Source organism: Larkinella harenae (assembly GCF_054780515.1).
The window spans coordinates 35,165-54,526 of the sequence record NZ_BAAGWE010000001.1 but is presented as its reverse complement, the minus strand read 5'-3'; the positions used below and the strand labels follow the sequence as shown (position 1 = coordinate 54,526).

Sequence of the window (19,362 nt, the reverse complement as noted above, 5' to 3'; positions counted from 1 at the left end):
CTTAAACCTTAGTTGCGCTCCGGACGCAGGCTGCGAACCGCCGTACCCGCTTGCCACATTTCTGACTCGCGAAGTTCTTTCAGTTCTTCTTCCAGTTTTTCGCGGTAGTCGGATTGTGAATTGCGCGTAATTGAAATATTAGCCTGCTCACCCGCTTTCACCGAGTTGTACAATTGTTCGAAAACCGGCTTCGTTGCATCGCGGAATGGTTTCCACCAGTCGAGTGCGCCCCGTTGTGCCGTTGTAGAGCAGTTGGCATACATCCAGTCCATTCCGTTTTCGGCCACCAGCGGCATCAGCGACTGCGTCAGCTCTTCAACGGTTTCGTTGAAGGCTTCCGAAGGTGAGTGACCGTTGGCGCGCAGTACTTCGTATTGAGCCGCAAAAATGCCCTGAATGGCACCCATCAGTGTGCCGCGCTCGCCGGTCAGGTCAGACGTTACTTCTTTGTAGAAATCAGTTTCGAACAGGTAGCCTGAACCAACGCCAATACCCATTGCGATGGCTTTTTCGCGGGCTTTACCCGTGGCATCCTGATAGATTGCAAAGCTGGAGTTCAGCCCTTTGCCTTCTACGAACATCCGGCGCAGCGAGGTTCCGGAACCTTTCGGAGCCACCAGGAATACATCAACATCAGCCGGCGGAATAATGCCCGTCTGGTCTTTGTACGTAACGCCGAAGCCATGCGAGAAATACAGCGCTTTACCGGCAGTCAGGTATTTTTTCACCGTCGGCCACAGCTCGATTTGGGCCGCATCCGACAGCAGGAAACAAATAATAGTTCCTTTTTCGAGGGCTTCTTCAATTTCAAACAAGGTTTCACCCGGCACCCAGCCATCGCTCACCGCTTTGTCGTAGGTTTTGCCTTTGCGTTGGCCAACAATTACATTGAAACCATTGTCGCGCATGTTCAGCGACTGGCCGGGCCCCTGCACACCGTAACCGATGACAGCGATGACTTCATCATTGAGGACTTCTCTGGCTTTTTCGAGAGGGAATTCTTCGCGGGTTACGACTTCTTCTTCAACTCCGCCGAAGTTAATTTTTGCCATTGTTTGACTTGTTTATTTTGAATTAAAATTGAATACAGAATTCCGAAACGTACGTTTGCCTGCGGTAGGACGCATTTGCTCTGCAAACCTGCCAAGTCTTGGAGACGGGGCCACCCAGAACTGCCAGGTTTTATGCTGTGCGCTATGAGCGCGAACGCATTCTGGCGCAAATATCGCATTTCTTACAAATAATACTCCCACTCATATTCAGGCAAATACTCCACGAGTCCTTTCTCCGTTTTACCGACGGCTACCCGACCTGATCGCACAAATTCCAGAATACCGTGGGGCTTGATGTAGCTGAAAAACTCAAAAATCTCTTTTTCCGAACCGGTCTTTTCAATCACAACATAATCCAGTTGCCAGTAAACCACCCAGGCGTTGAAATGCTTGTTGATGTATTCAATGTCCAGTGGTTTGGAGCCCAGTGGTGTTTCGATCTTAAAAAGCGCGATTTCGTTCGATACGATTTCGTCGTTCAGGTACCCGAAAACCGCCATCACCTCAATGATTTTCCGGATCTGGCGAACCAGCTTCTCAACAGCTTCCCGCGATTCGTGTTTGATGACGATCGTAAACCGCGAAACGCCTTTCCGCTCGGTTTCAGAAACCGTTAGGCTCTCAATATTGATCCGCCGTCGGGTAAAAATAATGGTGATCCGGTTGAGCAGACCAATCGTATTTTCGGTGAATATGCAAATGGTGTATGTGTTCATCTTCATACCCACGGACTTAGTCCGTGTTGTTTGTAACTTCTGGTATTTCAATTATTCATGGACTGAACAGGGCGGTCCGTGGTACGTTACTCGAGCCGAATAGATGCGACGCTCGTGCCCGCCGGAACCATCGGAAAGACATTTTCTTCTTTCTCGACGATAATTTCCAGCAGATACGGTTTTTCCGAGGCCAGCAACGTATCCAGTGATGCCGACAGGTCTTCGCGCGTCGCACACGTGTGGCCGTCGATTCCGAACCCTTTGCCAATGGTGATGAAATCCGGATTTTGCAGCTCCACGAACGAATACCGGCGATCGAAGAAGAGTTGCTGCCACTGCCGTACCATACCCAGGAAGTTGTTGTTCAGGATGATAATTTTCACCGGCAGTTTGTTCTGCGCGATGGTTCCCAGCTCTTGAATCGTCATCTGGAAACAACCGTCGCCAATGATGGCAATTACCTCACGGCTCGGATCGCCCACTTTGGCCCCAAAAGCGGCTGGCAGGGCAAATCCCATCGTTCCCAACCCACCCGAGGTAACCAGGCTATGCGGTTTTTTGAATTCGTAGTAAGCTGACGTCATCATCTGGTGCTGGCCCACATCGGCCACCATCACGGCCTCTCCGCGCGTTTTTTTCGAGAGCAGATCAATGGCTTCGGCCATTTTAATTTTCTCGGATGTTGGCGCAATGGCAGGCTGTGTGACCTTCTCGTCCTCAATGTCGTCGTACTTCCGGAATTCGTTGCGCCAGGCCGTATGATCCGTTTCGTTCACCAGCGGCATCAACCGCGTCAGAATCTCCTTGGCGTCACCAATTACCGGTGCATCGGCCTTGATAATTTTGTCAATTTCCGCCGGATCTATTTCAAGGTGGACGACTTTGGCTTGCCGGGCAAATAATTCAGGATTTCCCGTTACCCGATCATCAAAGCGCATTCCAACCCCAATTAGCAAATCGCAATGGTCTGTCATGACGTTGGGGCCATAATTGCCATGCATTCCCAGCCAGCCCGTATACAACGGATGATCCACCGAGAGAGCCGATTGGCCCAGCAGCGTGGTTGCCACCGGAATACCGGTTTTTTCAACAAACGCCAGCAGTTCCTGCTCCGCTTTGGAAATCAACACGCCATGTCCAACCAGCATAAACGGTTTTTTAGCCTTGTTGATCAGTTCGGCGGCTTTTTCCAGTTGATCCTGTTTTGGCACCAGACGGGGCCGGTAGCTGATCACCTTCTCGCACTTTTTATACTCGAACGGTTTGGTCATCAACTCCTGTTGCGCATTCTTGGAGATATCGATCACAACGGGGCCTGGGCGTCCTGATTGCGCGAGGTAAAACGCCTTCGCAACAATTTCCGGAATTTCGTCAGCGCTCGTAATCTGGTAGTTCCACTTTGTAATTGGCATTGTGACACCAATCACGTCCGTTTCCTGAAAGGCGTCAGTTCCCAACAGCTTCATCGCTACCTGACCGACCAGACACACCATCGGCGTTGAATCAATCATTGCATCGGCAATGCCCGTCACCAGATTGGTAGCACCTGGTCCTGAGGTAACCAGACAAACCCCCGCCCGGCCCGTCACCCGAGCATAGCCTTCTGCCGCGTGGGCAGCTCCCTGCTCGTGCCGGACCAGAATATGATTCAGGCGGTCCTGATAATCATACAGCGCATCATAGACCGGCATAATAGCCCCACCTGGATACCCAAAAATGGTTTCTACGCCCTCTTCGACCAAAGCCTGCATGAGCGCTTCGGCACCCGTCAGGGGTTTGAGCAACTGGGCCGCCGGAACAGCCGGTTGCGATTCTTCTGCCGTTATTTCACTGACTGTTGTATTCATTGCATTGTGTGTTTTTGGATCAGTACTACTGATTCGGCATTTGTTGAGTTGATTCGTCGTTACGCATCGGTTACGCAGCCTTCGCTCGCGGAGCTCACCAGCTTCACGTATTTCCGCAGAATACCGTGATCGGCGGATTTTTCCAGGGGCGGAACCGTCCAGTTGGCCCGGCGCTCGGCCAGTTCTTCATCCGACACGTGCATGTGAATGACGTTGTTGACAGCATCAATCGTGATTTTATCGCCGTCGTGCACCAGCGCAATATTACCGCCTTCCTGGGCTTCGGGTGTAATGTGCCCCACCACAAAACCGTGGGTGCCGCCCGAAAACCGTCCGTCGGTAATCAACGCCACTTTATCGCCTAGCCCCAGTCCCATAATGGCCGAGGTTGGTTTCAGCATTTCGGGCATACCGGGGCCACCTTTCGGGCCTTCGTAGCGGATAACAACAACATGTCCTTCCTTAATTTCCCGGTTTTGGATGAACTCCAGCAACTGCTCTTCGCGCTCACACACTTTGGCAATTCCTTCAAACCGTTCACCTTCCTTACCCGTGATTTTGGCAACGGCTCCCTGCGTCGCCAGGTTACCGTACAAAATCTGAATGTGTCCCGTCTTCTTGATCGGGTTTGCCAACGGGCGGATAATGCTTTGCGTTTCAAAATCCAGATCCGGCGCTTCTTCGAGATTTTCAGCAACGGTTTTGCCCGTCACGGTCATACAATCGCCGTGGATGTAACCTTCTTTGTAGAGGTACTTCATAACCGCCGGAACTCCACCGATGGCCAGCATATCCTCCATGTAGTATTTTCCGCTCGGTTTGAGATCACCCAGATACGGTGTCCGGTCGCTGATGTCCTGAATATCTTTCAACGTCAGCGAAACGCCAACCGACTTGGCAATGGCGATGTAGTGCAATACCGCGTTGGTTGAACCGCCCAGTGCCATTACCACCGTCATGGCGTTTTCAAACGCTTTCTTCGTCATGATGTCACGCGGCAGAATATTCTTTTCCAGCAGGTTCATCATAGCCGCTCCGATCTTCCGGCACTCGGCCTGCTTGCCTTCGTGCGTAGCCGGAAACGTTGAACTATTGGGAATACTCAACCCCATGGCTTCCATTGACGATGCCATTGTGTTGGCGGTGTACATCCCACCGCAGGCACCCGCCCCGGGAATCGAATTCTGAATAACGCCTTTATAATCTTCCTCGCTGATGCTGTTGGCAACTTTTTTGCCGTACGCTTCGAACGCCGATACAATGTCTAATTTCTGACCTTTATAGCTTCCCGACCGAATCGTGCCACCGTATACCAGAATGGATGGACGATTTAAGCGCCCTACGGCCATCAGGGCACCGGGCATGTTTTTATCGCAGCCGACAACGGCAATCACCCCGTCATACCATTGGGCATGTACGACGGTTTCGATAGAGTCAGCAATGATATCGCGGGATGGGAGGGAATAGGACATTCCATCGTTTCCGTTGGTCATCCCATCCGATACACCAATGGTATTAAATACCAGACCAACCAGCCCACTTTCGTTGACTCCTTTTTTAACATACGCGGCCAACCCATTCAGGTGAATATTGCAGGGGTTACCATCGTAACCAGCACTGGCAATTCCAATCTGAGGCTTTGCCATATCTTCTTCGGTCAAACCAATGCCATAAAGCATTGCCTGAGCAGCGGGATTGCTAACTTCCTGAGTGAGAGTGGCGCTGTAGCGGTTAAGTTGGGCTTTTTTGTCGGATGCTATAGTTGTCATAATTTCGATTAGCGAAATTTCGCTGAAAGCGTAATTTGATTCAAAGGAAAAAAATTGAAATAAATTTCGCAAGAGTTTTGTGCTGATTTTTTAGTATTTTTTTCACTATGCATAGTTAGTATAGAATACATTGTACTTTTGACGTACAAAAAATAGCACTATACAATGATTACGGAAAACTCGTCCCATTACGACCACCTCGAGCAGATGTCGGTGAAGGAACTGCTGACCAATATTAACAAAGAAGATCAAACCGTTCCGCTGGCGGTGGAGCAAGCCATTCCACAGATTGAAGCACTGGTTGTCGAAATCGTAAAACGGATGCGGGAGGGCGGTCGGCTGTTTTACATCGGCGCCGGTACCAGCGGCCGGCTGGGCGTTGTCGATGCCTCAGAATGCCCCCCAACTTATGGCGTATCGCCCGACTTAGTTGTGGGCATTATTGCCGGTGGTGACCGCGCCATTCGGAGCGCCGTTGAGAACGCCGAGGACGATTCAGAGCAGGCCTGGAAGGATTTACAGCCCTACCACATCGAACCGCTGGATACCCTCATTGGTATTGCCGCGTCCGGCCGAACCCCGTACGTCATTGGCGGTTTGCAGAAAGCCCGTGAAGCTGGAATTCTGACGGGTTGTATCGTGTGCAACCCTGGTTCGGCAGTTGCACAGGCCGCTGAATTTCCGGTCGAGGTGGTGGTCGGACCCGAGTTTGTGACGGGTAGCACGCGCATGAAATCAGGAACCGCTCAGAAACTGGTTCTTAACATGGTTTCTACCTCCGTCATGATTCAGCTGGGTCGGGTAAAAGGCAACAAAATGGTGGACATGCAGTTGACTAACCATAAGCTGAAAATTCGGGCCGCTAATATGGTGATGAGCGAAACCGGTGTCTCGCGGGAAAAAGCCGAAGAGCTGCTGGCCAAGTTCGGCAACGTGCGGAGCGCAATCCTGAATTCTGATTACGACCCCGAAGCTTACTAAAGTTGAGTTAATACCGCATTGTGCCAATAGCAGTTGTACCAATTTGTATGAAAGCGATTTTCCAGTCGGAACTCCACCAGCCTGCCCGGTACACCGACATTGAGAAGCCCGTTGCCGGGCCAGGCGAAGTTATTGTTCAGATCAAAGCCGCAGCCATCAATCACCGGGATGTCTACGTTCAGCACGGTTTGTACCCTAAAATGCAACTACCCGTTGTTCTGGGTTCCGACGGCGCAGGCATCGTCATTGAATTGGGAGAGGGGGTTGATTCGACCTGGCAAAATCAGGAAGTCATCATCAATCCGGCGCTGAACTGGGGCGCCAATCCCCATTTTTACGGCCCGGATTTCAAGATTCTGGGGATGCCCGACAACGGTACCTTCGCCGAATACCTGAAAATTGAAGCAAACTACCTGCACCGCAAACCCGCTCACCTGTCCTTTGAGCAAGCCGCTGCCCTGCCTCTGACGGGGTTGACCGCCTGGCGCGCCCTGATGACCCGGGCCGGGCTTCAGATTAACCGATCTGACCAAACCGAACGGGTTTTGATCACCGGCATTGGGGGAGGAGCCGCCCTGGCAGCCTTGCAATTTGCTCAGGTTGCCGGAGCCGAAGTTTGGGTCACCTCCGGATCGGATGAAAAACTGCAACGCGCTCAGGAACTGGGGGCAACAGGTGGTGTTCTTTACCGCGACGCCGACTGGCCGAAACGATTGTTGAACCAGACCGGCGGGGGCAAAGGGGGGTATTTTGATGTTATTATCGACAGTGCCGCCGGGCCCGGATTTGCAAAGTTAATCGATGTGGCCGCGCCCGGCGGACGAATCGTTTTCTACGGCGGCACAACCGGCAACATCACGGACGTGGCCCCTTCCAAGGTCTTTTTCAAGCAGCTAACCATTTTCGGCACCACGATGGGCACCAACCCGGAATTTACCGACATGACGCACTTTGTCGATCAACACCAGCTGGTTCCGATAATTGACGAAATCGTACCTTTGGCCGAAACGGAGCAGGCGTTGCGAAAAATAGAAGCCGGAAAACAGTTTGGTAAACTGGTGCTAAACGTATCCTGAACGGTATTTCAGCGTTGGGTCGATTCCCGAACGATGAGTTTGGCGGGTAAAATTACCTCCTGTGCTTCGAAATTACGTTTCGTGATGTGTTTCAACAGCAGTTCACAACTGCGCTGACCAATTTCAAACGCAGGTTCGGCTACGGTGGTCAGGGTAGGAGAGATGATCTGCGCCATAGGGTCGTTGGTAAACCCAATCACGCCGACGTCTTTGCCGATCTGCACATGTCGTTCCTTCAGCGCCAGCATGGCACCAATGGCTTTCCGGTCGTTGGCGGCAAAAATTGCATCCGGCTTTTCGGCCATTTTCCACAACCGAACCGCATCATCAAAACCGTTCTCCTGGGAAAAGCCCGAATGAATAATCCATTCGGGGCGAATCGAAAAACCGTGGCGTTGCAGCGCATCCTCGTAACCTTTCTGTCGTTTTTGGGTAAGGGTCAACCCCGCGGAACCCGCAATATGGGCAATCCGTCGATATCCCTGATCAATCAGATGCTGGGTAGCATCATAAGCGCCGTGGTAATCGTCCTGCATTACTTTGGACGTGGCAATTGCATCGGTCGTCCGATCAAAAAACACAACCGGAATGCCGTTTTGAATCAATTCCTGAAAATGCGCGTCAGAATCGGTTTTCGAAGAAACCGACACTAGTAGACCATCCAGGCTACTCAGCGACAGTTCCTGCAAAATGGTCCGTTCGCGATCCGCTGAATCATTGGTTATAAACACAATCAGGCTGTATCCGTTGGCGTTGGCCACCTCTTCAATGCCCGTAAAAACCGTCGAAAAGTAATAATTCGTGATAGCAGGCATGAGTACGCCAATCCGGTGCGTATGATTCTGTACCAGGCCAATGGCATTGAAATTGGGTTTGTAATTGAGTTCAGCCGCCTTGGCCAGCACTTTTTCCCGCGTTTCCTTATTCACATCGTACGCATCCCGCAAAGCACGCGAAACCGTCGACACCGAAATGGCTAATTCCCGGGCAATGTCCTTGATGGTAATGTATTGGCGTCGTTGCATCGAATCGGTTTTCGGGAACGTTCTCGCTACTTTATTTGGCAAAATAGTTGATTCCACTCCCGAATTCTAATTATTTCGGAAAGTGCCTTTCAATTCATCCGGTTTTCGGACGCGGTACCAAAACGACCATGAAGCCAATCTTTCCTTATTTTTTCGCCGGACTGGGACTGTGTATCTGGTTGAGCATGGCCCTCGCCCTGGCTCAGCCGCCGTCGCAGCCGGACCCGGATTCTGGACCAATTCCGCCCGTATTTGCGCATCCTATGGTTGATCTAATTGATAAACAGTTACGGCAGGAAGCCGCGCTGGCTTTTCAGGCTCACCAGCTTCCGACTACAGCCGATGCCTACCAGACTCAGCGAACAACCCTTCGCCAGCAACTTTGGGAGAAAACCCGGGCGGTAGTCCAGCCTGATCTTCCACTTCATTATCAGGAAACCGGGAGCGTCCCACTGAACGGCTATTCGGTTAAGAACATTCTATTCCAAACCCGGCCCGGCATTTACGCAACCGCTAATCTGTACGTTCCCGATGGCAAAGGGCCGTTCCCGGCGGTGATTCAAACGCATGGCCACTGGCCCAACGGGCATATAGGCGACATTGTGCAGTCAATCGGTCATATTCTTGCGCAGGAGGGGTACGTTTCACTGATTCTGGACGCCTGGGGCGCAGGAGAACGCAGTACGAAGCACGGCGAACCCGAATACCACGGCTCCAATCTGGGTGCTTCCCTGCTTAATGTGGGCGAAACGCTACTGGGTATGCAACTGACCGACAACATCCGGGGCGTCGATCTGCTGAGTTCGCTTCCTTTTGTCGATGCTGGCAAAATCGGAGCGACGGGGGCAAGCGGGGGTGGCAATCAATGCATGTGGCTTTCGGCCTTCGACGAGCGCATCAAAGCCAGTGTTCCGGTGGTTAGCGTTGGCACCTTCGATGCTTATATTATGAATAGCAACTGCGTTTGCGAATTACTGCCCGACGGTTTTACGCTGACGGAAGAAGCGGGTGTTTTGGGCCTCATTGCTCCCCGCGCCTTAAAAATCTGCAATGCCTTGCTCGAACAAAACCGTTCTTTTCTGCCATCGGAAATGCTGCGCAGTTACGAAACCGTCGCCCCGCTTTTTGAAATGCTGGGAGCCAAGGACCGACTAAGTTACCAGCTTTTCAACCAACCCCACGGGTACGGCCCGGAAATTCGGGAAGCCATGCTCGGTTGGTTTGACTGGAATTTGAAAGGAACGGGCACAGGTGCTCCCAAAAAGACCAAGCCGTATCCGCTACTCTCCATTGAAAAACTGGCGGTTTTTCCGCCCGGCCAGCGCGATAGCCGCGTTGTTAGTACGGCGACATTCTGCCAGAATCAGGGCGATACCTTGCGTAAGCAATGGCTCAGTGGATCAACCATCGACGCCAAAGCGAAAAAGGTGGCGTTGCATAACCGATTGCGGTTACAACCACCAGCCTCGCTGAACAACGTTCACCACTACGGCCCAACTGCTGGCTGGAACCGGATCGCCTTACAAACGTCAGACAACCAGTTACTCCCGCTCCTGATTCGCCAACCGGCCAAACCGACTACTTCGTTCGTGATTGTATGCCACCCGGCGGGCAAAAACTACGTAACGCCGGCCATCCTTCGTGAACACCAGGATAAGGCGATTGTGCTGCTGGATGTGTGGGGAACGGGTGAAAGCACTTCAACCGTCGCCCGCCAGATCGACGGCCAACTGCCTGCTTTCCATACGTTGGCCCGCTCGACCCTCTGGCTCGGAAAAACCGTCATGGGGCACTGGATCCGGGATTTGCGAACGGTTACAGCCTATCTACAGCAAGAACACGGTGCCAAAACCGTCGAAATCGATGGCAGTCGGGAAACGGGTCTGGCTGCCCTCTTTTTCAGCACCACAACACCGACGGTACAAACCGTTACACTGCGCGACAGCCCCGTCAGCTACCGTTTCGACAACCGGGATTCGGTCGATCATTTTAGCATGGCCGTTCATGTACCGGGCATTCTGAACTGGGGAGATGTCTCACTGGCAGCCGCTTTAGGCGCTCCAAACGTGCGGTTTATTAATCCTGTAACCATAGCAGGACGGCCCTTGTCCGAAAGTCAACTTACCGAATTTAAACAGGAGTTTGTACAATTACGTCAGAAAACGAAACAGAAGGGACAACTTCGCTTCGACTAAACCCCTAACCATGAACACGAAACGCCGAGATTTTTTAAAGATGACCAGTCTGGCCGGTGCCGGATTGAGCACCATCAACCTGAGCTACGGTCAGCCCACGGGAATCACAGCTCCCCCTCGCCGGCAAACCTTCAACATGTGCGGCTACAGCGCCCCAAAAATGGAAACCGTCCGGATTGGTTACATCGGAGTCGGCAACCGGGGTGCCGGGGCGCTGAAACGAATTGTTTACCTGGAAAATGTAGTTGTTCAGGCCGTTTGTGATGTTCGTCCGGAGCGCATCGACGAAGCGAAGAAAACCCTAGAAAAAACTACCCACAAACCCACATACTACAGCGGAAAAGCCGACGAATGGAAAAAGCTTTGTGACCGCAAAGACATCGATCTGATTTACATCTGCACACCCTGGAACCTGCACACGCCGATGGCCCTGTATGCGATGGAGCAGGGGAAACATGTGGCCTGTGAAATTCCGATTGCGACGACCGTAGACGATTGCTGGAAGCTGGTAGAAACGTCCGAGCGTACCAAAAGGCATTGCATGATGCTGGAAAACTGTTGCTACGATTTCTTCGAGCTCCTCACACTGAACATGGCGCGTCAGGGCTTTTTTGGCGAAATCATCCATGCCGAGGGCGCTTATATCCACGATATTTACGATTCGTTGTTTGATAAAAGTAAACGCTACGATCTCTGGCGATTGAAAGAAAACCAGCGCAACGGAAATTTGTATCCCACCCACGGTTTGGGGCCAGTCGCGCAGGTCCTTGATATTAATCGGGGAGACCAGATGGATTACCTGGTTTCGATGGCCAGTCAGGATTTTATGCTCGGCAAGCGAGCCAACGAGCTGGCCCAACAGGATGCCGATTTCAAGCCTTTCCAGGGCAAGACGTTCCGGGGCAACATGAATACAACGACCATCCGAACCAAGAAAGGCCGGACCATTATGCTGCAACACGACGTCAGCTCGCCCCGGCCTTATTCCCGGATTCATCTCATCAGCGGTACCAAAGCCACCGCGCAGAAATACCCGCTGCCGGGCCGGATTGCAACGGGCCACGAATGGCTATCGGAGAAAGAATACCAGGAGCTGGAAAAGAAATATCAACCCGAAATTGTCAAGCGGGTGGGTGAGCTGGCCAAACAGGTGGGCGGCCACGGCGGCATGGATTTTTTGATGGACTGGCGGCTCATCGATTGCCTCCGGAACGGTTTACCGCTGGATCAGGATGTGTACGATGCCGCGCTTTGGAGCAGTATTAGCCCGCTCAGCGAATGGTCGGTGGCCCATCGGTCCAACTCCATTGACGTTCCGGATTTTACCAACGGCTCCTGGAAAACCAATAAACCCGTAGACATCAGCCTGGCCACGGGCGGAACAACCCGGGTGAAAAGTTTATGAAACCGATCGGCTTAACAAACTCATTTTATTTTTTGCAGGAAACCTCAAGTTCATGACTATTACCATTTCAGAAACCGCCGAACAACTCGGCCAAAGTGCGGGTCAATTGGCTGCGGAGCTAATCCGCCAAACCATTGCCAAAAACGGACAAGCCAACGTCATTCTGGCCACCGGCACCAGCCAGTTTGCCACTCTCCAACAGCTCATTGCCGAAGAAATCGATTGGAGTAAAGTGGTGATGTTTCACCTCGATGAGTACATCGCTTTGCCGCTTTCGCATCCGGCCAGCTTCCGTAAATACCTACAGGAGCGCTTTCTTGACCAGGTTTCTTCCCTGAAAGCCAGTTACCTCATCAATGGGGAGGTGGACCCACAACAGGAAACCGAGCGCTTAGATGCCCTTATCCTGGAACACCCTATCGACGTCGCGCTGGTTGGCATTGGCGAAAACGGACACCTGGCGTTCAACGACCCCCCGGCCGATTTTGACACGGAAAAACCGTACCTGATTGTCGATCTGGACGCGGCCTGTCGGCGGCAGCAATTTGGAGAAGGCTGGTTTCAGTCGCTGGAAGCCGTGCCAAACCAGGCCATTAGCATGTCGGTCCGGCAAATCATGAAATCGAAACACATTATCTGCTCCGTTCCAGATGGGCGAAAGGCACAGGCGGTTAAAGACACCCTAGAGCATTCGGTTAGCCCTGCTTTTCCGGCCAGCATTCTGCAATCACATCCAGATTGCTACCTTTACCTCGACGAAGATTCTGCCAGCTTATTGGCGACCGGAACGAAACTCAGCGAACAATAAGCAGACAGCATTTGCATCGCTGCAAAACCGATTTCTTTCCAGCGTATGCTGCTGGTAAACGCTTAGAGATCAGCCCATCAAAGCCCGTTGGCTAATATTTATAACAAAAAAGTGACGATTTGGAAGGACTTATCCACATAAGGTTGTGGATAAGTCCTTATTTTATACCATTTTTCCACATTTGTTCGCCGAATGGACTTCCTGCCTACCTTTGCGAATAATCTGAAAATAAGGTGGTAAGAGCGGATAACGTATTGCTGGAATTACTGGAAAAGCGCCGGATTGCCGGATTGCTTCGGACACTCAAAAAACCGACTTCACTGCTTGATTTTTGCTCCAACGACTATCTGGGGCTTGGCCGGTCGACCGTATTGCGCCAACGCATCGAGCAGGCCCTAACGGATTACCCAACTTTAGCAAATGGTTCAACGGGATCACGCCTACTGGCCGGAAATTCTGAACTGGCCGAGGAGCTGGAAGTAGAAATTGCCCATTTTCACAAGGCAGAAGCCGCCCTGGTTTTCAACTCCGGCTATGATGCGAACGTGGGATTGCTGGCTAGCCTGCCCCAGCGCGGGGATACACTCCTGACCGACGAACTGATTCACGCAAGCATGATCGACGGAGCACGGCTGAGCACGGCCCATCGTTTCAAATTCCGTCATAACGACCTGGAAGACCTGGAAAACCGGTTAAAACGCGCCACCGGCACGGTGTATGTCGCCATCGAATCCGTTTATTCCATGGATGGTGATCTGGCTCCATTGCCCGAAATCGTTGCCTTGTGTGAACGCTATGAAGCTGCATTGATTGTGGACGAAGCCCACGGAACCGGTGTTTTCGGAACCAATGGCGAGGGACTGGTTCAACAGCTAGGCCTTGAAAAACGAGTGTTTGCGCGGATTCACACCTTCGGAAAAGCACTGGGCGTTCACGGGGCCGCCGTGGTGGGGTCAGCGGTCCTGCGCGATTTTCTGATTAACTTCGCCCGTTCGTTCGTGTACTCAACGGCGCTCCCTCCTCACAGCTTACTGGCCATTCGGAGTGTATACCGGCTTTTGCCGCAAAGCAAAGACCTCATTGAGCGATTACACAACGTTCGAACTTATTTTCAACAGCAGATTCAGGAGCATTTGCCCCAAACGGAATGGACTTCTGCCGATAGCCCGATTCTAGGCTTGATTGTTCCGGGCAATGAAGCCTGCCGAGCTGTGGCCAAGCAGCTTCAGCAAGCGGGTTTTGACATCCGGCCCATTGTAAGTCCGACGGTTCCGGCGGGGCGCGAACGACTGCGAATTTGTCTACACGCTTTTAATACCGAACAGGAAATGGACCGGCTGGTGCAGACTTTACAGGAAATTATGCTTATTCATGAGTAAACCGTTGCAATTCATCATCGCCGGTATTGGTACGGAAATCGGCAAAACCGTCATTTCATCCGTTGTTGTTGAAGCCCTGAATGCCGATTACTGGAAGCCCGTCCAGTCCGGTGCGCTGGAAGATTCCGATTCCGAGACTGTTCGGCGGCTGATTTCAAATACCATAACCCGGTTTCATCCGGAAACTTACCGGCTGCGCGAACCACTTTCTCCCCACGCAGCAGCAGCGATCGACGGCGTGGAAATCACACTCGATGCATTTCAACTACCCCAAACTGCCAATCATCTAATTGTTGAGCTTGCCGGCGGTTTGTTGGTTCCATTGAACAATCGGGATCTGAACCTCGATCTGGTTCAGCAGCTTCAATTGCCCGTTCTGCTGGTTTCCAAACACTATCTGGGCAGTATCAATCACACGCTATTGTCGGTCGAAGCATTGCAACGGCGCACGATTCCGATTCTGGGTCTCATTTTCAACGGCCCCGAAACCCCGGCATCGGAGGAGTTCATTGTGAAGTATACCGGCTTGAAAAGTTTCGGACGAATTGAATGGGGAACAGCTATTAACCCGGAATTCGTCCGCCGAAACGCAGATAGCTTAAAACACGTTTTCGAGCAACAGTATGGAGACTTATAAGACTACAAATCCGAACGTCGATAATCTGGCTAAACGCGACCATGCTGTGATCTGGCACCCGTTTACGCAAATGCAAACGGCCCCGCTGCCCATTCCCATTGTCCGCGGAGAAGGAACGCTGCTGTTCGCGGAAGACGGCAAAACGTATATTGACGCGGTCTCGTCCTGGTGGGTCACGATCCACGGTCACAGCCATCCGTACATCGCCGAACGCATCTACCAACAGCTCCAGACGCTCGAACACGTCATCTTTGCGGGCTTTACTCACCAACCGGCGGTCGAACTGGCGGAACGGCTTTTACCCCTTTTGCCTTCCAACCAGAACAAGGTTTTCTATTCGGATAACGGATCAACGGCGGTGGAAGTAGCGCTCAAAATGGCGTTTCAATACTGGCACAATATTGGTCAGCCGCGCCGGAAAGTGATTGCACTGGAAGGCGCTTACCACGGCGATACGTTCGGAGCGATGGCCGTCAGCGGTCGGAGTGCTTTCACGGCGCCATTCACCCCCTTTCTGTTCGATGTCGAATACATTTCGACGCCTGTTCCGGGGCAGGAGCAGGCAACGCTGGATCAGCTAAAAGTACTGTTGAACGAAGATGTAGCGGCATTCATTGTAGAGCCGCTGGTGCAGGGCTCGGAAGGCATGGTAATGTACGAACCGGAAATTCTGGATCAACTCATTGCCTTGGCGCGTAGTTACGGCGCTCTGATTATCACCGACGAAGTGATGACCGGTTTTGGCCGAACCGGAAAACTGTTTGCGACGCATTACCTCCGGGAGCAACCCGATCTGATGAGCTTGTCAAAAGGCCTGACCGGCGGAACGATGGCGTTGGGAATAACGACGTGTACGCAGGAAATTTACAACGCTTTTTTGTCGGAAGACCGTTTTAAAACGCTTTTTCACGGGCACTCGTTTACGGCCAATCCGCTGGCCTGCACGGCGGCCCTTGCCAGTCTCGACCTGCTTTTGTCCGACGAAACACAAGCATCCATCCAGCGAATCGTCCGGCGACATAATAACTTTGCGGACCAGTTACGGCAAAAAACAGGGGTCAAAAACGTCCGGCAACGCGGTACAATCCTGGCCTTCGACCTGGATGCCGGGGGCTCCAGCCGTTCTTATTTCAGTAACATCCGGGATGTTGCCTATCAATTCTTGCAGGAGCAGGGCGTTCTGATGCGTCCGCTGGGGAATGTGTTGTACATTTTTCCACCCTACTGCATTACAGACGAACAACTGGACATAGTATACAACGCCATTGAACGCCTGCTGAAGCACCTTACCAAGTAAGCGAACGGTTTATAGCGCGTACCAACGGATCAGCAAACCGCCCAAAACCGCTCCGATTACAGGGCCAGCGATGGGCACCCAGGCATACCCCCAGTCCGACGATCCTTTACCGGGAATGGGCAGGAGCGCGTGAGCAATTCGGGGACCCAGATCGCGGGCGGGATTGATGGCATAGCCGGTGGTTCCACCTAATGAAAGACCGATGCTCCAGACCAGAACGCCCACCAGATAAGGGCCTAACCCAATGGCAATGGTTCCGAGGGCCTTGGCCGAAATGCCCGCGATACCGATGATGAGCGCCAGCGTTCCGATGATTTCGCTGATCAGGTTACCCGCCGGTTGGCGGATGGCCGGGCCGGTCGCAAAAACCGCTAGTTTCGCGCCCGGATCGGGCGTGGCAGCCCAGTGTGGCAAGTACTGGATCCAGACTAATACGGCGCCCAGCACCCCCCCAATGAGTTGAGCCGGGATGTAGCTGAACAGGTTTCCGTAATCGCCCGTAGCAACGGCAAACGCGATGGTTACGGCCGGATTCAGGTGGGCGTCGATACTGCCGAAAGCTTTGGCCACAAAAACGCCCATCGTTACGGCAAAAGCCCAGCCGGTGGTGATGACAATCCAGCCGGATGCTTCTCCCTTGGTTTGCTTCAGCACGACGTTGGCAACCACGCCATCACCCAGTAAAAGTAAAACCATCGTGCCGATCAGTTCGCCGAGAAAAGGAGAAAGCTGCATAGAAAAAGGAAGGGTTTAGGAAACCTGATAAGCCAATAAAATATTTGTTCTGTTATAAAGTTGCCAATATACAGGAAATTTAATTATTCTGGCGAACGGTTTCGGGCGGTTCCATTACCTTTGCCTTTTCTTTTTTCGACTATGCAACTTTCCGCGCTTTCCGCAATCTCTCCCATCGATGGCCGTTACCGCCGTCAGACCGAATCATTGGCTCCTTATTTTTCGGAATGGGGATTGATTCGTTACCGCATTCGGATTGAAATCGAATACTTTATCGATCTCTGTGAGTTGCCACTTCCCCAGTTGAAGGAAGTTGATCATGCCGTTTTTCCGAAGCTGCGGGCTTTGTACGAGAATTTTACGGAACCCGATGCGTTACGGATCAAGGAAATCGAGCGCGAAACGAATCATGACGTTAAAGCGGTCGAGTATTTTATCAAAGAAAAGTTAGCCGACCTGAACATCGGTGATCACCTCGAATTCATTCATTTTGGCCTCACTTCGCAGGACATCAACAATACGGCTACGCCCTTGCTGCTTAGCGATGCCCTGGAAACGGAAATCGAACCCCAATACCGGGCGGTTTTTGTGAAATTGCAGGAACTGGCCGAACAGTGGAAAACCGTTCCGATGCTGGCCCGAACCCACGGGCAACCCGCTTCGCCAACACGACTGGGGAAAGAAATTCTGGTATTTTGCGAACGGATTGAAAAGCAGCTTTTCCTGCTTTCCGACATTCCTACTGCGGCTAAATTTGGCGGAGCAACCGGTAACTTCAACGCCCATAACGTAGCCTACCCAGATATTGACTGGCCTTCATTCGGCAATGCATTTGTACAAAAACTTGGTCTGGAACGCAGCCAGCACACGACGCAGATTGAGCATTACGACATGCTGGCAGCCACGCTTGATGCCTACAAGCGACTGAATACCATCTTGCTAGACCTTAACCGAGATATGTGGGCGTACATTTCGATGAACTACTTTAAACAGCAAATCAAAGCAGGAGAAGTAGGTTCGTCGGCCATGCCGCACAAAGTCAACCCCATCGATTTTGAAAATTCAGAAGGCAATCTGGGCATCGCCAACGCACTGTTTGAACATCTATCGGCCAAACTGCCCATTTCGCGGCTGCAACGTGACCTGACCGACTCGACGGTTTTGCGGAACCTCGGAGTACCGTTTGCGCATTCACTGATTGCCCTGAAATCGCTGTTGAAAGGTTTGGGTAAAATTCAGCTGAACGAAGCCGCCCTGCAAGCCGATCTGGAAGAAAACTGGGCAGTGGTCGCCGAAGGCATTCAAACCATCCTCCGGCGCGAAGGCTACCCCAAACCGTATGAAGCTCTGAAAGACCTCACCCGCACGAACGAGAAAATCACCGCCAGCACTATCGCCCGGTTTATCGACGGCCTGAATGTGTCGGAAAACGTCAAAGCAGAGCTGCGGTCCATTACGCCTTACACCTACACAGGCATTTGAGCAACTCGCAAAATAAAACCTATAAGGCCTTCGAGGCCTTATAGGTTTGGAATCAGATTAGCTAATAAAAACTACGATTTTGACAATTCCGTTGCCCGGGTCTGAGCGGCCTTGATGCCGGAAATCAGCGTATTAGCCAGCTCTCCTTCTTCAAAACGCTTTAGAGCGGCTTCGGTGGTGCCGCCTTTGGAGGCCACGGCTTTGATTAGTTCATCCAGTGACTTATCGGCAGTATTGATCAGGTGGAAAGCGCCGAGCATGGTTTGCTTTACCAATAGTGCAGCAACGGATTCATCAAAGCCCATTTGCTTGCCCGCTTCCACCATTGCTTTCACGAGATAATAAAAATAAGCCGGACCGCTGCCACTCAGGGCCGTAACGGCATCAAGCAAGGCTTCGTCTTCCAGAAAAATAGACCGGCCTGTCGCGTTGATGAGGTTCTCTACTTTCCGCAGGTTGGTCAGATCCACTTCCTTAGCCGCCGTAAAACCGGTAATGCCCATGCCCAACATAGCGGGCGTATTCGGCATGGCGCGAATCACCAGCCGGTGGTTCAGCTTTTCCTGAATAGCCGCAATTGGAATTCCGGCCATGATTGACAGGATTACCTGACTGGGCTGGATGGCTTCCTGCAAAGCACTTTGTAAACTACTGAAATCTTGTGGCTTGACGGATAAAATAATTAAATCTGCCTCCGAAATCCGCGGGCTGATGGTATCCACAACAACACCGGTTTTTTCGGCTTTCAAAGCTTCGGAGCGCTCGGCACTTTTTTCGATGAGCAACAGGTCGTCCTTTTTTACGAGATCGTACTGCAAAAATGATTTGGCAAACGCCATTCCCATGTTGCCGCAGCCGACAATAGCAATCTTCATTATGTAGTGGGTTTTCGGTATGCGGTTTTTGGTATACGGTTTTTGGTAGATGCCACCCAAAATAGCGCGCATCAGCCCCTGAA

16 protein-coding genes are annotated in these 19,362 nt (G+C 52.0%); 9 read left to right on the top strand and 7 right to left on the bottom strand.

Annotated features, from left to right (window positions below; all coding sequences use genetic code 11):
- Window positions 1-8: 8 nt before the first annotated feature.
- The 4 genes from ilvC to ilvD all read right to left on the bottom strand — a co-directional run bounded on the left by ilvC (window position 9) and on the right by ilvD (window position 5,384).
- Entirely contained in the window at window positions 9-1,052 is a 1,044-nt protein-coding gene (gene ilvC, locus ACYVH9_RS00200; RefSeq protein WP_460634268.1) for a ketol-acid reductoisomerase, read from the bottom strand.
- Window positions 1,053-1,234: 182 nt separating this feature from the next.
- Window positions 1,235-1,768 carry an acetolactate synthase small subunit gene (ilvN, locus tag ACYVH9_RS00195; protein WP_134031721.1) on the bottom strand — a complete coding sequence of 178 codons (534 nt, stop codon included), beginning with the start codon at window positions 1,766-1,768 and terminating at the stop codon, window positions 1,235-1,237.
- An 86-nt stretch (window positions 1,769-1,854) separates the two neighbouring features.
- Window positions 1,855-3,615 carry a biosynthetic-type acetolactate synthase large subunit gene (ilvB, locus tag ACYVH9_RS00190; RefSeq protein WP_460634267.1) on the bottom strand — a complete coding sequence of 587 codons (1,761 nt, stop codon included), beginning with the start codon at window positions 3,613-3,615 and terminating at the stop codon, window positions 1,855-1,857.
- A gap of 59 nt (window positions 3,616-3,674) precedes the next feature.
- Window positions 3,675-5,384 (bottom strand): dihydroxy-acid dehydratase, encoded by a 1,710-nt coding sequence (gene ilvD, locus ACYVH9_RS00185; protein WP_460634266.1) that lies wholly within the window; start codon window positions 5,382-5,384, stop codon window positions 3,675-3,677.
- 165 nt (window positions 5,385-5,549) lie between these two features.
- Between ilvD and murQ the strand changes: the two genes are divergently transcribed.
- Window positions 5,550-6,365: an N-acetylmuramic acid 6-phosphate etherase gene (murQ, locus tag ACYVH9_RS00180; protein WP_460634265.1), complete on the top strand. Its 816-nt coding sequence runs from the start codon at window positions 5,550-5,552 to the stop codon at window positions 6,363-6,365.
- Window positions 6,366-6,412: 47 nt separating this feature from the next.
- On the top strand, window positions 6,413-7,441 hold the full coding sequence (locus ACYVH9_RS00175; protein ID WP_460634264.1) for a zinc-binding dehydrogenase: 1,029 nt from the start codon (window positions 6,413-6,415) through the stop codon (window positions 7,439-7,441).
- Between the two features lie 8 nt (window positions 7,442-7,449).
- Here the strand turns inward: ACYVH9_RS00175 and ACYVH9_RS00170 are convergent, their stop codons facing one another.
- On the bottom strand, window positions 7,450-8,466 hold the full coding sequence (locus ACYVH9_RS00170) for a LacI family DNA-binding transcriptional regulator (protein ID WP_460634263.1): 1,017 nt from the start codon (window positions 8,464-8,466) through the stop codon (window positions 7,450-7,452).
- Window positions 8,467-8,594: 128 nt separating this feature from the next.
- Between ACYVH9_RS00170 and ACYVH9_RS00165 the strand changes: the two genes are divergently transcribed.
- The 6 genes from ACYVH9_RS00165 (at window position 8,595) to bioA (ending at window position 16,187) form a co-directional block, all read left to right on the top strand.
- Window positions 8,595-10,661, top strand: coding sequence for a dienelactone hydrolase family protein (locus tag ACYVH9_RS00165; protein ID WP_460634262.1), 2,067 nt, complete (start codon window positions 8,595-8,597; stop codon window positions 10,659-10,661).
- A 10-nt stretch (window positions 10,662-10,671) separates the two neighbouring features.
- The gene (locus tag ACYVH9_RS00160; RefSeq protein WP_460634261.1) at window positions 10,672-12,066 is read left to right on the top strand and encodes a Gfo/Idh/MocA family protein; all 1,395 of its coding nucleotides are present in this window, start codon (window positions 10,672-10,674) and stop codon (window positions 12,064-12,066) included.
- A gap of 52 nt (window positions 12,067-12,118) precedes the next feature.
- Window positions 12,119-12,874: a glucosamine-6-phosphate deaminase gene (locus ACYVH9_RS00155; protein WP_460634260.1), complete on the top strand. Its 756-nt coding sequence runs from the start codon at window positions 12,119-12,121 to the stop codon at window positions 12,872-12,874.
- 233 nt (window positions 12,875-13,107) lie between these two features.
- Complete coding sequence (locus ACYVH9_RS00150) at window positions 13,108-14,253, top strand: aminotransferase class I/II-fold pyridoxal phosphate-dependent enzyme (RefSeq protein ID WP_460634259.1); 1,146 nt, start codon at window positions 13,108-13,110, stop codon at window positions 14,251-14,253.
- Window positions 14,246-14,890, top strand: coding sequence for a dethiobiotin synthase (gene bioD, locus ACYVH9_RS00145; RefSeq protein ID WP_460634258.1), 645 nt, complete (start codon window positions 14,246-14,248; stop codon window positions 14,888-14,890). Before ACYVH9_RS00150 ends, bioD begins: the two co-directional genes overlap by 8 nt.
- Window positions 14,877-16,187: an adenosylmethionine--8-amino-7-oxononanoate transaminase gene (gene bioA, locus ACYVH9_RS00140; protein ID WP_460634257.1), complete on the top strand. Its 1,311-nt coding sequence runs from the start codon at window positions 14,877-14,879 to the stop codon at window positions 16,185-16,187. The genes bioD and bioA overlap by 14 nt, the downstream gene beginning before the upstream one ends.
- 9 nt (window positions 16,188-16,196) lie before the next feature.
- Here bioA and ACYVH9_RS00135 read toward each other — a convergent pair whose 3' ends face one another.
- Window positions 16,197-16,922, bottom strand: a complete 726-nt coding sequence (locus ACYVH9_RS00135; protein WP_460634256.1) for an MIP/aquaporin family protein — start codon at window positions 16,920-16,922, stop codon at window positions 16,197-16,199.
- Between the two features lie 141 nt (window positions 16,923-17,063).
- Here ACYVH9_RS00135 and purB point away from each other — a divergent pair, with 141 nt between their 5' ends.
- On the top strand, window positions 17,064-18,404 hold the full coding sequence (gene purB / locus ACYVH9_RS00130) for an adenylosuccinate lyase (RefSeq protein WP_460634255.1): 1,341 nt from the start codon (window positions 17,064-17,066) through the stop codon (window positions 18,402-18,404).
- Window positions 18,405-18,475: 71 nt separating this feature from the next.
- Here purB and proC read toward each other — a convergent pair whose 3' ends face one another.
- Window positions 18,476-19,279 carry a pyrroline-5-carboxylate reductase gene (gene proC / locus ACYVH9_RS00125; protein ID WP_460634254.1) on the bottom strand — a complete coding sequence of 268 codons (804 nt, stop codon included), beginning with the start codon at window positions 19,277-19,279 and terminating at the stop codon, window positions 18,476-18,478.
- Window positions 19,280-19,362: the final 83 nt, after the last annotated feature.

What these genes read in the sequence shown, in the direction of transcription:
- bioD (WP_460634258.1), top strand. Translation starts at nt 14,246, where the DNA reads ATGAGTAAACCGTTGCAATTCATCATCGCCGGTATTGGTACGGAAATC.
- murQ (WP_460634265.1), top strand. Translation starts at nt 5,550, where the DNA reads ATGATTACGGAAAACTCGTCCCATTACGACCACCTCGAGCAGATGTCG.
- ACYVH9_RS00155 (WP_460634260.1), top strand. Translation starts at nt 12,119, where the DNA reads ATGACTATTACCATTTCAGAAACCGCCGAACAACTCGGCCAAAGTGCG.
- purB (WP_460634255.1), top strand. Translation starts at nt 17,064, where the DNA reads ATGCAACTTTCCGCGCTTTCCGCAATCTCTCCCATCGATGGCCGTTAC.
- ACYVH9_RS00165 (WP_460634262.1), top strand. Translation starts at nt 8,595, where the DNA reads ATGAAGCCAATCTTTCCTTATTTTTTCGCCGGACTGGGACTGTGTATC.
- ilvB (WP_460634267.1), bottom strand. Translation starts at nt 3,615, where the DNA reads ATGAATACAACAGTCAGTGAAATAACGGCAGAAGAATCGCAACCGGCT.
- ilvN (WP_134031721.1), bottom strand. Translation starts at nt 1,768, where the DNA reads ATGAACACATACACCATTTGCATATTCACCGAAAATACGATTGGTCTG.
- ACYVH9_RS00175 (WP_460634264.1), top strand. Translation starts at nt 6,413, where the DNA reads ATGAAAGCGATTTTCCAGTCGGAACTCCACCAGCCTGCCCGGTACACC.
- ACYVH9_RS00135 (WP_460634256.1), bottom strand. Translation starts at nt 16,922, where the DNA reads ATGCAGCTTTCTCCTTTTCTCGGCGAACTGATCGGCACGATGGTTTTA.
- ilvD (WP_460634266.1), bottom strand. Translation starts at nt 5,384, where the DNA reads ATGACAACTATAGCATCCGACAAAAAAGCCCAACTTAACCGCTACAGC.
- bioA (WP_460634257.1), top strand. Translation starts at nt 14,877, where the DNA reads ATGGAGACTTATAAGACTACAAATCCGAACGTCGATAATCTGGCTAAA.
- proC (WP_460634254.1), bottom strand. Translation starts at nt 19,279, where the DNA reads ATGAAGATTGCTATTGTCGGCTGCGGCAACATGGGAATGGCGTTTGCC.
- ACYVH9_RS00170 (WP_460634263.1), bottom strand. Translation starts at nt 8,466, where the DNA reads ATGCAACGACGCCAATACATTACCATCAAGGACATTGCCCGGGAATTA.
- ACYVH9_RS00160 (WP_460634261.1), top strand. Translation starts at nt 10,672, where the DNA reads ATGAACACGAAACGCCGAGATTTTTTAAAGATGACCAGTCTGGCCGGT.
- ilvC (WP_460634268.1), bottom strand. Translation starts at nt 1,052, where the DNA reads ATGGCAAAAATTAACTTCGGCGGAGTTGAAGAAGAAGTCGTAACCCGC.